Origin of the sequence: Streptomyces sp. NPDC058619, from assembly GCF_042717785.1 — a bacterium.
Taxonomy (GTDB): domain Bacteria; phylum Actinomycetota; class Actinomycetes; order Streptomycetales; family Streptomycetaceae; genus Streptomyces.
In genome coordinates, this window is sequence record NZ_JBHXQN010000022.1 from 53,211 (window position 1) to 66,857 (window position 13,647).

Genomic DNA, 13,647 nt, shown 5'->3' on the forward strand with positions numbered 1-13,647 from the left:
TCCGCCGGGGGGCCGGTCCACGTACGGTTGACGCATGACGAGCATCAGTGGTGCGGAGATGGTCGACTGGAACCTCGCGGTGGCGACCGCGACCCGGCTGGTGCGACCCGGCCCGGAGGTCGGCCGGGACGAGGCGCGGGCCGTCGTCGCGGAGCTGCGCGGGCACGCCAGGACCTCGGAACGGCACGTGCGCGAGTTCACCCGGATGATGCCCGAGGGCATCGTCCTCCCCGACACGCCCGTGCTGGTCGTCGACCGCGCCGGATGGGTCAAGGCCAACGTGGCGGGCTTCCGGGCCCTCCTCCAGCCCCTGCTGGGCACGATGCAGGAGCGCCGCGCCGCCACTCCCGGCGGCGCCGTCCTCGGTGCGGTCGGCGGCAAGGTCACCGGCGTCGAACTCGGCATGCTGCTGAGCTTCCTGGCCTCCCGCGTCCTCGGCCAGTACGAGACCTTCGCCCCGCCCTCCCGCGACCTGCCGGGCGCCGCCGCGGGCGGCGGGCGGCTGCTGCTCGTCGCGCCGAACATCGTGCACGTGGAGCGCGAGCTGGAGGTGAACCCGCACGACTTCCGGCTGTGGGTCTGCCTGCACGAGGAGACCCACCGTACGCAGTTCACGGCCGTCCCGTGGCTCCGGGACCACCTGGAGGGCGAAATCCAGACGTTCCTCGGAGCCACCGACATGGACCCCTCGACGGTCCTGGAGCGAATCCGTGAAGCCGCCCAGTCCTTCGCCGGGGCCCGCCCGGACGCCGAACGGGGCGACGAGGGCCGCTCCTTCGTCGAGCTCGTGCAGACCCCCGAGCAGCGCGAGGTGCTGGGCCGGCTCACCGCCGTCATGTCCCTCCTGGAGGGCCACGCCGACTTCGTCATGGACGGGGTCGGCCCCCAGGTGGTGCCCTCCGTCGCCGAGATCCGGGAGAAGTTCCAGCAGCGCAGGGCCACCGGGGCCGGCCGACTCGACGCCGCGCTGCGCAAGCTCCTCGGCCTCGACGCGAAGCTGCGCCAGTACCGCGACGGCGAACGCTTCGTGCGCGCCGTCGTCAACCAGGTCGGCATGGACGGCTTCAACCGCGTGTGGACCTCTCCGAACACACTGCCGACCAAGGCCGAGATCGCCAGGCCCGCGGACTGGGTGGCCCGGGTGCACCGCAAGGGGAGCGAAGAGAGCGAACGGGGGTGACGCAGGGGGCGTAAACATGTCTCACTGGGGGAAGCAGCGTCACCCGTCCGAGGGACCGTGGGCCGGGAAAGGGCGTGCGATGCTCGGGGAACGGCTCGGCTCTGTCACCATCGACGCACTCTGAGTGACATCCCCGCTCCGCGGGGAAATCCGGGCACCACTCCAGAGCACCCCATACCAGGGGCCCTCCCGACACCTGCCGGGGGAGCCTCCGAGGCATCCGAACTCCACCGAAGGGCACCGGACATGGGTCCCCATCCTGCGGTCGCGGCGATACGCCTGGCGGTCCGCCGCGTACTCCACGACATCCTCACCGATCTCACCGAACTTCCCCAGACCCGGTCCGGGGCCGCGCCCTGTGCCGACCCGCGCACCCCGGCCGGCGGCCCGCCGCTCGTCCTCGTCGCCTGCTCCGGCGGCGCCGACTCGATGGCCCTCGCCTCCGCCCTGGCCTTCGAGGCGCCCAAGCTCGGCATCCGGGCCGGCGGCATCACCGTCGACCACGGCCTCCAGGCCGGCTCCGACCTGCGCGCCGCCGAGGTCGTCACCCGCATGACCGCGCTCCGCCTCGACCCGGTGGAGTCCGTCGCCGTGCGCGTCGGCCGTGACGGCGGCCCCGAGGCCGCCGCCCGCGACGCCCGCTACGGAGCCCTGGACGAGGCCGCCGACCGGCTGGGCGCCGCCGCCGTACTGCTGGGCCACACCCGCGACGACCAAGCCGAAACCGTTTTGCTGGGCCTCGCCCGCGGCTCCGGCATCCGGTCCCTCTCCGGCATGGCCGAGAAGTCGGGCGGCCCCGGCCGCACCAACCGCTACCGCCGCCCCTTCCTCCAGGTCGACCGGCAGACCGCCCGCAAGGCCTGCATGGTCCAGTCCCTCCCCGTCTGGGACGACCCGCACAACGCCGACCCCGCCTACACCCGCTCCCGCCTGCGCCACGAGGGACTGCCCGCCCTGGAGAAGGCGCTGGGCAAGGGGGTCGTCGAGGCTCTCGCCCGGACCGCCCAGCTGTCCCGCGACGACGCCGACGCCCTGGACTCCTGGGCCGCCTCCGCGGAGACCGGCGTACGGGACGACGACGGCCGCCTGGAGTGCGCCAAGCTGTACGCCCTGCCCCCGGCCGTCCGCCGCCGGGTGCTGCGCAGGGCCGTGGTCGCCGCCGGTTCCCCCGCGGGGTCCCTCTTCGCCCGTCACATCGAGGAAGTCGACCGCCTCATCACCGGATGGCGCGGTCAGGGCGCCATCAACCTGCCCGGCCGGGTCGAGGCCCAGCGGCAGGGTGGCAGACTTGTCATTCGGCAGGGCTGATTGGCGCTCGAAACACGGCTGAGTCCTCCGGGGTCGCCCCCGGAGCCCCGGCCGACAACGAAAGTGATGCGGGTGGACGAGAAGGACATGGGCAGCGACCTCCAGTCGGTGCTCATCACCAAGGAAGAGATCGACGCGAAGCTGGCCGAGCTGGCCGCGAAGATCGATGCGGAGTACGCGGGCAAGGACCTGCTCATCGTCGGTGTGCTCAAGGGCGCCGTGATGGTGATGGCGGACCTGGCGCGCGCCTTGTCCACCCCGCTCACCATGGACTGGATGGCGGTGTCCTCGTACGGCGCCGGGACCCAGTCCTCGGGCGTGGTCCGGATCCTCAAGGACCTGGACACCGACATCAAGGGCAAGCACGTCGTGATCGTCGAGGACATCATCGACTCGGGTCTGACGCTGTCCTGGCTGCTGTCGAACCTGGGCTCCCGCGAGCCGGCCTCCCTGGAGGTCGTCACGCTGCTGCGCAAGCCCGACGCCGCGAAGGTCGCCATCGACGTGAAGTGGGTCGGCTTCGACATCCCCAACGAGTTCGTCGTGGGCTACGGCCTCGACTACGCGGAGAAGTACCGCAACCTGCCGTTCGTCGGCACGCTCGCCCCGCACGTGTACGGCGGCTGAGCACCCTCCCGGCCCCCGGGACCGCCCCCTCGCAGAGCGAGGGGAACCTGGGGGCGCTCTCCGGCGTTGGAGCAGGGGAAGCGGGTCTGTCAGCCGTCCCACGAGGCCGCGGGTGACAATACAGGGGTACATTCCGAAGAACAGTCTTTACTCACAGCAGCATTTACCTACGGGCAGGAGGGACGGGGTGCCTGGCGCCCCGTATGGATGGACGTGAAGCGATACTTCCGTGGGCCGGTCATGTGGATCGTGCTGGCCGTCCTCGCCGTGGTCGTGTTGATGAATGTCGTCGGCTCCGGCGGCGGCTACAAGTCGGTGGACACCAGCGAGGTCATCAAGGCGATCAACAGTGGCCAGGTGGAGCAGGCACGCCTGACCACCGGCGACAGCCAGATGATCAAGATCGATCTGAAGAGCGATCAGAAGCTCGACAAGCGCGACGGCACCAAGTTCCAGGCCAACTACATCGGGGATCAGGGCGTCCAGCTCGCCCAGAACCTCCAGAGCAAGTACGAAGCCGGTCAGATTCCCAAGGGCTACTCCGTCTCTCCGGACAAGACCAGCCCGTTCCTGAGCGTGCTGCTCTCGCTCCTGCCCTTCGTCCTCATCGTCGTTGTCTTCCTGTTCCTGATGAACCAGATGCAGGGCGGCGGCTCCCGGGTCATGAACTTCGGGAAGTCCAAGGCCAAGCTCATCACCAAGGACACCCCGAAGACGACGTTTGCCGATGTCGCGGGTTCGGACGAGGCCGTCGAGGAACTCCACGAGATCAAGGAGTTCCTCCAGGAGCCGGCGAAGTTCCAGGCCGTCGGCGCCAAGATCCCCAAGGGCGTGCTGCTGTACGGCCCGCCCGGCACCGGAAAGACCCTGCTCGCGCGCGCCGTCGCGGGCGAGGCCGGTGTCCCCTTCTACTCGATCTCCGGGTCCGACTTCGTCGAGATGTTCGTCGGTGTCGGTGCCTCGCGTGTCCGTGACCTGTTCGAGCAGGCCAAGGCCAACGCCCCGGCGATCGTCTTCGTCGACGAGATCGACGCCGTCGGCCGGCACCGCGGTGCGGGTCTCGGCGGCGGCCACGACGAGCGCGAGCAGACCCTCAACCAGCTGCTGGTCGAGATGGACGGCTTCGACGTGAAGGGCGGCGTCATCCTGATCGCCGCCACGAACCGTCCGGACATCCTCGACCCGGCGCTGCTGCGTCCGGGCCGTTTCGACCGGCAGATCGCGGTCGACCGTCCCGACATGCAGGGCCGTCTGGAGATCCTCAAGGTCCACCAGAAGGGCAAGCCGGTCGCCCCGGACGTCGACCTGGGCGCGGTTGCCCGGCGCACGCCCGGCTTCACCGGTGCCGATCTCGCCAACGTCCTGAACGAAGCGGCCCTGCTGACCGCCCGCTCGGACAAGAAGCTGGTCGACAACCACTCGCTGGACGAGGCGATCGACCGCGTCGTGGCGGGCCCGCAGAAGCGGACCCGGATCATGTCGGACCGGGAGAAGAAGATCACCGCGTACCACGAGGGCGGACACGCCCTGGTCGCTGCGGCCTCCCCGAACTCCGACCCGGTCCACAAGATCACGATCCTGTCCCGCGGACGGGCCCTGGGATACACCATGGTCCTGCCCGACGAGGACAAGTACTCGACCACGCGCAACGAGATGCTCGACCAGCTGGCGTACATGCTGGGTGGGCGCGCGGCCGAGGAGCTGGTCTTCCACGACCCGACGACGGGCGCGGCGAACGACATCGAGAAGGCCACCGCCACGGCGCGGGCCATGGTCACGCAGTACGGCATGACCGAGCGTCTCGGTGCGATCAAGTTCGGCGGCGACAACACCGAGCCGTTCCTGGGGCGCGAAATGGCGCACCCGAGGGACTACTCGGAAGAGGTCGCGGCGCTGGTCGACGAAGAGGTCAAGAAGCTCATCGAGACCGCGCACAACGAGGCGTGGGAGATCCTCGTCGAGAACCGTGACGTCCTCGACAACCTGGTTCTCGCGCTGCTGGAGAAGGAGACGCTGAACAAGGAGCAGATCGCCGAGGTCTTCTCGACGATCGTGAAGCGTCCGGCCCGCCCCGCGTGGACCGGCTCCTCCCGCCGCACCCCCTCCACCCGTCCGCCGGTGCTCTCTCCCAAAGAGCTCCAGCTGACGAACTCGGCGAACGGCACGTCGGCGTCCGCCGCCGCGCCGGTCTCGACGGAGAAGGGCATCGAGGTGGCCCCCGAGGACACCCCCGAGGCCTGATCCGACCGGAATGGAAGCCGCGCCCCCCAGGTTCTAGCCTGGGGGGCGCGGCACTTTCACGTGCCCGTTTGCGTGGCACACAGGAACGAGGATGAGATGACCGACCCAGTGACCCTGACCGGCGGCGAGGGCACGATCGGCGAGTTCGACGAGAAGCGTGCCGAGGCCGCCGTGCGCGAGCTCCTGATCGCGGTCGGGGAGGACCCGGACCGCGAGGGCCTGCGGGAGACCCCCGCACGCGTGGCGCGGGCGTACCGGGAGATCCTGGCCGGTCTGCGGCAGAACCCCGAGGACGTGCTGACCACGGTCTTCGACCTGGGGCACGACGAGTTGGTCCTGGTGAAGGACATCGAGATCGTCAGCCTGTGCGAGCACCACCTGCTGCCGTTCCACGGCGTGGCCCACGTCGGCTACATACCGGCGGAGAACGGCAAGATCACCGGTTTGTCGAAGCTGGCCCGCCTGGTGGACGTCTTCGCCCGCCGCCCGCAGGTGCAGGAACGTCTCACCACCCAGATAGCCGACTCCCTGATGGAGATCCTGGACGCCCGCGGCGCCATCGTCGTCATCGAGGCCGAGCACATGTGCATGTCGGTCCGCGGCATCCGCAAGCCGGGCGCCAAGACGATCACGTCCGCGGTCCGCGGCCAGCTCCGCGCCCCGGCGACGCGCAGCGAGGCCATGAGCCTGATCATCGCCCACTGAGCCCCGCCGGCCGGCGCCCGGCCGCCGGCGCCGTACATGCGCCACAGTCCCCCTCCGCGCGTTCGCGGAGGGGGACCGTGGCGTTGTGGGCGCGGCGTGTGGCGTTGTGGCGGGTGGCCGTCAGGCGGGGGCCGGGGCCTCCGGGGACTCGTCGTCGTCCTCGGGGAGCTTGAGGACGCGTTCCAGGAAGAGGGCCGCGGCGATGACCGCCGCGCCCGCCAGGACCGAGAAAGCGGCGTACCAGGCCTGGTCGCGGCGGGCGGGGACGTCCATGGCCTCGGTGAGCAGGAAGACGCCCACACCGCCGTACATCCCCGCCACGAGGGCCGCGACCAGCGCGCTGGCCTGGCCGAAGACCACCGCGCGGGCCGCCATCAGCGGATCCACGCCCTTGGCGCCGGGCCGCCGGTCGCGCTGCGCCTTCAGCCGGGCGCGCAGCGACAGCGCGGTGGCCAGCAGCACCACGGCGATGACCGCCAGGACGATCGGAGCGGCCAGCGGGACGCCGGGGAGGGTGCCGTACGCGTTCCACAGGCGGGCGCCCGCCCAGGACAGGACGGCGGCGACCGCGAAGATGCCCGCCAGTACCGCCGGCCTCAGTTGCTTCACTTGCCCGTTCCCCGCTTCCCGCGCCGATCCGTCAGCAGTCCACAGGGTAACGACTACTCGGGGAGGCGGAGTTCCAGGTCCGCGCGCGGCGTGACGCCGTTCAGGCCGATTCCGGCCAGGAGCGCGGAGACGGCTCCCCGGCCAGGGATCCGGGCCTCCGGGTCGATGTCGTGCCAGGGGGCCAGCACGAAGGCGCGCTCGTGGGCGCGCGGGTGCGGGAGGGTGAGGAGCGGGTCCTCGGAGACCACCTCGGCGTACGCGACGATGTCGACGTCGATGGTGCGCGGGCCCCAGCGCTCCTCGCGGACGCGGTCGAAGGCCTCCTCGATGGCCTGTCCGCGCTCCAGGAGGGAGGACGGGGGCAGGGTCGTCTTCACCGAGACGACCGCGTTGAAGTACGCGGGCTGGGAGCCGGGCTCCACGCCCCACGGCTCGCTCTCGTACACCGGGGAGACCGCCTTGACCCGCAGGCCCGGCGTGTCGCCGAGGGCGTCGATGGCGCCCTGGAGGGTCTCCAGCCGGTTCCCGAGGTTCGCGCCGAGCGCGATCACGGCCCATTTGGGGTTGGACAGCGTGACGTCCGCCGCGTCGACCGCCTCGACGACGGAGGCCGGTACCGGCTGGACCGTGGGGTCGCTCTGTGCGTTCAGTCCGTTGTTCATGCGCGGCTCCGGGTGATCGTGATGGTCACGTCGTCGAAGGGGACGGTGATGGGCGCGTCCGGCTTGTGGACGACGACCTCCACCTGTGCCACCGCCTCGTGCTTCAGGCACTGCTGGGCGATCCGCTCGGCGAGCGTCTCGATCAGGTCGACCGGCTCCCCCCGGACCACGTCGACAACCTCCTCCGCGACTACCCCGTAGTGCACGGTCTTGGCCAGGTCGTCGTCGGCCGCCGCGGGGCGGGTGTCGATGTGGAGCACGAGATCGACGATGAAGGTCTGGCCCTCCTCGCGTTCCCGGGGGAAGACGCCGTGGTGCCCGCGAGCCTTGAGGCCGCGCAGCGAGACACGATCCACGCGAATCACTCCTGCTTTCGTAGGTGCTGCCGGTCCCGGGACTCCCCGGGGCCATGGGCCTACGCCGAGTGCGGTCGGCGTCGTCCGGCTTCGAATTTACCTGCGAAACACCCCGGCTCCCGCCGGACGGGTCAGGAGGGGTCGTCCTCGTCGTCCTCGTCGGACTCCGTGAGGACGGGGGAACCGTGGTGGGACCAGAGCCGCCAGCCCCCGGGTGTGCGTCGGAACACATTCGTCGCGACGACCAGCTGACCGACCAGCGGGCCGAGCTCCCCGCCGTCCTCGGCGGGCCCGCCGCTGAGGATGTTCTCCGTACAGGTCACCAGTGCGGTGTCGCCGATGACGGCCACCTTGGTGTCGGTGAGGAAGAACTGGATGTAGTCCGTGTGGGACATGATCAGCGCATATGAGCGCAGCACCTCGCCGCGGCCGGAGAGGACCGGCCAGCCCGGGTGCACGCAGGAGATCTCGTCCTCCAGCCAGAGCGCCGACAGTGCGTCGAAGTCCCCCACCTCCAAGGCCTCGTAGAAGGCCGTGTTGACCTCTTCGACCGCTTCGATGTCGGTTCTGCTCACTGGGCTCCTCTTCGGTCGGTGGTCACAGTGCCCCTTCCACGGCGCGGGCCACCCGAACCGCGTCCGCGGTCGCCCGTACCTCGTGGACCCGTACGGCCCATGCGCCCTGGTGGGCGGCGATGGCGGAGACGGCGGCGGTGGCCGCGTCGCGCTCGCGGGCGGGCGGCGGGGCGGCGTCCGCGCCGGCCAGCACCCGGCCGAGGAAACGCTTCCGCGAGGCGGCGATCAGGAGCGGGAAGCCGAGCGCGCGCAGGGCGGGCAGGTGGGCGACCAGGGCCAGGTCGTGGTCGGCGTTCTTCGCGAAGCCGAGGCCGGGGTCGACGACGAGCCGTTCGGGGGAGATGCCGCCGGCGACGACCGCGTCGAGGCGGTCGCGGAGCTCGGAACTGACCTCGCCGACCACGTCGTCGTAGACGGCGAGGCTGTTCATGCCGGCGCTGAAGCCGCGCCAGTGCATCACCACGAAGGGGACCTCGGCGGCCGCGACCGCCCCGATCATCCCGGGGTCGGCGAGCCCGCCGCTGACGTCGTTGACCAGCACCGCGCCGGCGGCGACGGCGCGGGCGGCGACGCTCGCGCGCATGGTGTCGACGGAGACGGCCACGCCTTCGGAGGCCAGGCCGCGCACGACGGGGACGACCCGGCGCAGCTCCTCCTCCTCGTCGACGCGGGGGGCTCCGGGCCGGGTGGACTCGCCGCCGACGTCGACGAGGTCGGCGCCCTGGACGACGAGGTCGAGCCCGCGCTTGACGGCCGCGGTGGTGTCGAACCAGCGGCCGCCGTCGGAGAACGAGTCGGGGGTGACGTTGACGACGCCCATGACCCCGCAGCGGTCCCACTCCGGAAGACCTGCGACCCGGCCCCTGCCGGTGGCTCCGCGCTTCGTGTTCATAGGTCCAAGGGTAGGGCTGACCTGGATACGGCAGGGCCCCGGAGGCGCGGACCCGGCAGGGTCGCAGCTCCGGGGCCCTGCCGGTCCCGGTTCAGGCGAAGGTCTAGGCGGCCTGGGCCGAGCGCTCCGTCTGCTTCGGGACCGACGCCATGGGGTGGTGGGCGCAGGTGCGGACCGGCTTGGGCCGCCGGCGGCTGGCGAACAGCCGCGGCAGGGCCAGCGTCACGAAGCCCTCGGCCTGCATCGCGGCGAAGCCGATGCGGGGCAGGTCGCGGGTGGTGCGGAAGACCACGAAGCGGGGCTCCCAGCGGGGGCGGAACTTCGCGTTGAACTTGTACAGGGACTCGATCTGGAACCAGCGGGACAGGAAGACCAGCAGCCCGCGCCACATCCGCAGCACCGGGCCGGCGCCGATCTTCTCGCCGCGGGCGAGGGCCGAGCGGAACATCGCGAAGTTCAGCGAGACCTTCTCGATCTTCAGACCCGGAGCGGCCTCCAGGGAGGCCACGATGAGCAGCTCGTTCATGCCGGGGTCGGCGGCGCGGTCGCGGCGCATCAGCTCCAGCGACATGCCGTCGGAGCCCCACGGGACGAAGTGCAGGACGGCCTTCAGGTCGCCGAACGGGCTCGTGTCGCCGTCCTCGACCCGGTGGGCGGTGGCGATGAAGCAGTCCCCGTCGCCCGGGTCGCCGACGCGGCCCAGCGCCATGGAGAAGCCGCGCTCGGTGTCGGTGCCCCGCCAGGCCTCGGCGGCGCCGCGCACCTGCTCCAGCTCGGTCTCGGTGAGCTCGCTGACCCGGCGGACCTGGGTGGTGTAGCCGTTGCGCTCGATGCGCTTCACCATCTGGCGGACATTGCGCATGGCGCGGCCCGCGAGGGAGAAGTCTTTGACATCGACAATCGCCTCGTCACCCAGCTCCAGGGCGTCGAGGCCGGTCTCGCGGGTCCAGACCTCGCCGCCGGTCTCGCTGCAGCCCATGACGGCCGGGGTCCAGGAGTGGGCCTTGGCCTCCTCCATGAAGCGCTCGATGGCGCCGGGCCAGGCCTCGACGTCGCCGATGGGGTCGCCGGAGGCGAGCATCACACCGGAGACGACGCGGTAGGTGACGGCGGCCTTGCCGCTGGGGGAGAAGACCACGGCCTTGTCGCGGCGGAGCGCGAAGTGGCCGAGGGAGTCGCGGCCGCCGTGCTTGGCGAGCAGCCCGCGGAGCTGGGCCTCGTCGTCGGCGGTGAGCCGGGCGGCCGGGTGCTCGGGGCGGAAGGCCAGGTAGATGGTGGTGAGCGCGGTGAGCATGCCGAGCGCACCGAGGGAGTAGCCGACCGTCCAGGACACCCGTCCGGCGTAGTCGACGGGACCCTCGTAGCCGAAGAGGCCGTAGACGACGTGGGTGATCTGCTCGTACAGGCTCGGGTTGCCGACGACCTTGCCCGGGTGCACGTTGACGATGACCAGGCCCAGGCCGATGGAACCGGCGCTCATCAGAACGAAGTTGGCGAGCGCCTTCCAGCGGCTGCGCGGGTCGGGCAGCGCCTTGAATTCACTCTGGTGGCGCAGCAGGAGCGCGAGGAGCACCGCCGAGATGATCACACTGATCAGCGAGTGGCGGTACGTGAACTGCGCCGCCGCGCCGGCGGGCAGCAGGACGACGGCGGCCCGCCAGGCGCGCCGCTTGTGCCGCTTGAGGCCGTGCGCGAGCAGCAGGAGCAGGACGCCCGCGCTGATCGACAGGGCCGCCGCGAAGGGGCCGAGGGAACCGGGCAGCACTTCGGTCACCGCGTGGATCCGGCTGTGCCGGAAGCGCGGGAAGACCCCCGCCGCGATGTCCAGAAGGCCGACGATCATGACGGCCGTACCTACCAGGCCGGGAACCGACTCCGGCCGTGGTCCGCGGAGGATCCGGCGGACCCCGCTCGGAACCTGTCCCGACTTATCGCCATCTATCCTGCTAGACATCGCTTCCCGTTGCTCCGCGAGAGATCAAGTGGCCGAAGGCCGCGACAGCCTCCGGTGTGTGGTGCGTCCATTAGGACGACATCGACGAGGAGCGGGTTCACTCTTCCGTCGGAAATTTCCAGTCCTGCCATCAGAAAGTCGACTGACTGCTCATGGGTCTCACCAGTTATACGGTCCTGGCGCTGGCCATCCTCGCCGGTGTGCTGCTCTTCGCGGCCACCGTCGTGTTCTGGCCGAGGCTCTCGGGCCGCACCTGGCGCGCGTACACCGGCCGGATCGGACTGCTGCTGGCGACCCAGCTGGCGCTGTTCTCGGCGGTGGGTCTCGCGGCCAACAAGTCGTTCCTGTTCTACGGCACCTGGGCCGACCTGTTCGGCCAGGAGACATCGATCGGTAAGGTCGTCGACCACTCGATGAGCAGCAAGGACATCAAGGTCGTCGACAAGCAGGAGCTGGACGTACCCGGCGGGGGCAAGCCCCAGGTGGGTGGTCAGATCCTGAAGGTTGCCATATCCGGGCAGAAGTCGAAGATAACGAGCCCCGGCTACGTGTGGCTGCCGCCGGAGTACTTCCAACCGCAGCACAAGGACCAGAACTTCCCGGCGTCCATCGTCCTGACGGGGTACCCGGGCACGGCCGAGAACCTCATCAAAGGGCTCGACTACCCGATGAAGGCCTTCAGCCTGTCCAAGGCGGGCAAGATGAAGCCGATGATCCTGGTCATGCTGCGCCCGACGATCGCGCCGCCGCGTGACACCGAGTGCGTCGACATACCCGGCGGGCCGCAGACCGAGACCTTCTTCGGCGAGGACCTCCCGCAGGCCATCACCGACACGTTCCGAGTCGGCAAGAAGCCCGAGAACATGGGCTTCATCGGCAATTCCACGGGCGGCTACTGCGCTCTGAAGATCGCCGCGCACTACCCGCAGACGTTCGGTGCCGCCGCCGGGCTGTCCGCCTACTACGAGGCCCCCGACGACCCGACGACCGGCGACCTGTTCCACGGCGACGCCCAGCTGAAGAAGCGCGCGGACGTCCTGGCCAGCATCGACGCCAAGGAGCCGAGCGGTACCTCGTTCCTCGTCACCAGCAGCGAGAAGGGCGAGCCGAACCTGGGCGACACCCGGAAGTTCATCAAGAAGGTGAAGTCCCCGGACCGCGTCTCCTCGATCATCCTCGACAGCGGTGGTCACAACTTCAACACGTGGCGCCGCGAGATCCCGCCGATGCTGGCGTGGATGAGCGGCCGCATCCAGGCCTGAGCCGGAGCGTGCGGGCGGGAGGCGCGGGAGGGCCCGACCGTCGGGCCCTCCCGCCGTTTCCGGGCCGGAGCCGGAGCCCCGAGCCCTTGGCCGGCTCCGAGCCCGGAGCCCCGAGCCCTTGGCCGGCTCCCCGCCCCGCCCCGGGCTCAGGCCTCCTGGAGCTGGGCCCGGCGCAGCGCCCGGTGGACGCCCTCCGGGGTCAGTACGCCGATCAGCGCGCCGGAGGCCGGGTCGGTGACCCCGATCCGGCCCGAGTCCCCCTGGAGCAGGACCGCCAGGGCCTCGCGCAGGGTCGCGCCCAGCTCGACGGCGGCCACCGGGGTCGGGGCAGTCGCGTCCGCCTCCGCCAGGTCGGCCTCCGCGACGGCGGTGACGGCGAGCCGCTTGAGCCCCCGGTCGGCGCCGACGAAGGAGGCCACGTAGTCGGTGGCGGGCGCCCCGAGCACGGCCGCCGGCCGGGCGAACTGCTCGATGGTGCCCGCGCCGTAGACGGCGATCCGGTCGCCGAGCCGGATGGCCTCCTCCAGGTCGTGCGTGACCAGCAGGATCGTCTTGCGCACCGTCTTCTGGAGCGTCAGGAACTCGTTCTGCAGCCGCTCGCGCACCACCGGGTCCACCGCGCCGAACGGCTCGTCCATCAGCAGCACCGGCGGATCGGCCGCCAGCGCGCGGGCCACGCCGACCCGCTGGCGCTGCCCGCCCGACAGCTGCTCCGGGTACCGGCTGCCGTACACGGACGGGTCCAGGCCGACCAGGTCGAGCAGCTCGGCGGCCCGCGCGCGGGCCTTGGCCTTCGGGGTGCCGATCAGCTGCGGCACGGTCGCCGTGTTCTCCAGCACCGTCTTGTGCGGGAACAGCCCGACCTGCTGGATGACGTACCCGATCCGGCGGCGCAGCTCCACCGGGTCGGCCGCGGCGATGTCCTCGCCGCCGAGGAGGATGCGGCCGGAGGTCGGCTCGATCAGCCGGTTGACCATCTTCATGGTGGTCGTCTTGCCGCAGCCGGACGGGCCCACGAGCGTGACCAGCTCCCCCTCCGCCACCTCGAAGGACAGGTCCTCGACGGCTGTCGTCCCGTCGGGGTAGCGCTTGGTCACATGCTCGAATCGGATCACCCTGCCATCCTTCCCCAAGCAGGCGGTCGTATGGGCTTCGGGTTTGTTAGGGGAGTGTTGCGCGCCTGCGAAGGTTTCCGGCCGATGTGGGTACCTGGGGTTAGGGTCGCTCCTGGCTGTGGCATTCGGTGGGACGTGCGTTCGATGAGCGTCGGTGAAGG

13 protein-coding genes are annotated in these 13,647 nt (G+C 70.8%); 6 read left to right on the plus strand and 7 right to left on the minus strand.

Features of this window, described 5'->3' with window-relative positions:
* The first annotated feature begins 34 nt into the window (after positions 1-34).
* From ACFWTC_RS21965 to folE, 5 genes are all read left to right on the plus strand, one after another.
* A complete protein-coding gene (locus tag ACFWTC_RS21965; protein ID WP_384028195.1) occupies positions 35-1,180 on the plus strand; it encodes a zinc-dependent metalloprotease in 1,146 nt (381 codons plus the stop codon).
* Between the two features lie 246 nt (positions 1,181-1,426).
* Complete coding sequence (tilS, locus tag ACFWTC_RS21970; protein ID WP_383918052.1) at positions 1,427-2,488, plus strand: tRNA lysidine(34) synthetase TilS; 1,062 nt, start codon at positions 1,427-1,429, stop codon at positions 2,486-2,488.
* Between the two features lie 66 nt (positions 2,489-2,554).
* Positions 2,555-3,115 carry a hypoxanthine phosphoribosyltransferase gene (hpt, locus tag ACFWTC_RS21975; RefSeq protein ID WP_383918050.1) on the plus strand — a complete coding sequence of 187 codons (561 nt, stop codon included), beginning with the start codon at positions 2,555-2,557 and terminating at the stop codon, positions 3,113-3,115.
* A 207-nt stretch (positions 3,116-3,322) separates the two neighbouring features.
* The gene (gene ftsH, locus ACFWTC_RS21980) at positions 3,323-5,356 is read left to right on the plus strand and encodes an ATP-dependent zinc metalloprotease FtsH (RefSeq protein ID WP_383918048.1); all 2,034 of its coding nucleotides are present in this window, start codon (positions 3,323-3,325) and stop codon (positions 5,354-5,356) included.
* Positions 5,357-5,452: 96 nt separating this feature from the next.
* A complete protein-coding gene (folE, locus tag ACFWTC_RS21985) occupies positions 5,453-6,061 on the plus strand; it encodes a GTP cyclohydrolase I FolE (protein WP_383918046.1) in 609 nt (202 codons plus the stop codon).
* A gap of 120 nt (positions 6,062-6,181) precedes the next feature.
* Here the strand turns inward: folE and ACFWTC_RS21990 are convergent, their stop codons facing one another.
* The 6 genes from ACFWTC_RS21990 to ACFWTC_RS22015 all read right to left on the minus strand — a co-directional run bounded on the left by ACFWTC_RS21990 (position 6,182) and on the right by ACFWTC_RS22015 (position 11,109).
* On the minus strand, positions 6,182-6,670 hold the full coding sequence (locus ACFWTC_RS21990; RefSeq protein WP_383918043.1) for a DUF3180 domain-containing protein: 489 nt from the start codon (positions 6,668-6,670) through the stop codon (positions 6,182-6,184).
* 53 nt (positions 6,671-6,723) lie between these two features.
* Positions 6,724-7,332: a 2-amino-4-hydroxy-6-hydroxymethyldihydropteridine diphosphokinase gene (folK, locus tag ACFWTC_RS21995; protein ID WP_383918041.1), complete on the minus strand. Its 609-nt coding sequence runs from the start codon at positions 7,330-7,332 to the stop codon at positions 6,724-6,726.
* Positions 7,329-7,688, minus strand: a complete 360-nt coding sequence (gene folB, locus ACFWTC_RS22000) for a dihydroneopterin aldolase (protein WP_383918038.1) — start codon at positions 7,686-7,688, stop codon at positions 7,329-7,331. The genes folK and folB overlap by 4 nt, the downstream gene beginning before the upstream one ends.
* A gap of 131 nt (positions 7,689-7,819) precedes the next feature.
* Positions 7,820-8,263 carry a nuclear transport factor 2 family protein gene (locus ACFWTC_RS22005; protein WP_383918036.1) on the minus strand — a complete coding sequence of 148 codons (444 nt, stop codon included), beginning with the start codon at positions 8,261-8,263 and terminating at the stop codon, positions 7,820-7,822.
* Positions 8,264-8,285: 22 nt separating this feature from the next.
* Entirely contained in the window at positions 8,286-9,155 is an 870-nt protein-coding gene (gene folP, locus ACFWTC_RS22010) for a dihydropteroate synthase (RefSeq protein WP_383918033.1), read from the minus strand.
* Between the two features lie 103 nt (positions 9,156-9,258).
* A complete protein-coding gene (locus tag ACFWTC_RS22015) occupies positions 9,259-11,109 on the minus strand; it encodes a phosphatidylglycerol lysyltransferase domain-containing protein (RefSeq protein WP_383918030.1) in 1,851 nt (616 codons plus the stop codon).
* Positions 11,110-11,261: 152 nt separating this feature from the next.
* Here ACFWTC_RS22015 and ACFWTC_RS22020 point away from each other — a divergent pair, with 152 nt between their 5' ends.
* Positions 11,262-12,371, plus strand: a complete 1,110-nt coding sequence (locus tag ACFWTC_RS22020) for an alpha/beta hydrolase (protein ID WP_383918027.1) — start codon at positions 11,262-11,264, stop codon at positions 12,369-12,371.
* A 146-nt stretch (positions 12,372-12,517) separates the two neighbouring features.
* On the opposite strand, the gene ACFWTC_RS22025 is transcribed toward ACFWTC_RS22020, so the two are convergent.
* Complete coding sequence (locus tag ACFWTC_RS22025) at positions 12,518-13,486, minus strand: ABC transporter ATP-binding protein (protein ID WP_383918024.1); 969 nt, start codon at positions 13,484-13,486, stop codon at positions 12,518-12,520.
* Positions 13,487-13,647 lie beyond the last annotated feature (161 nt).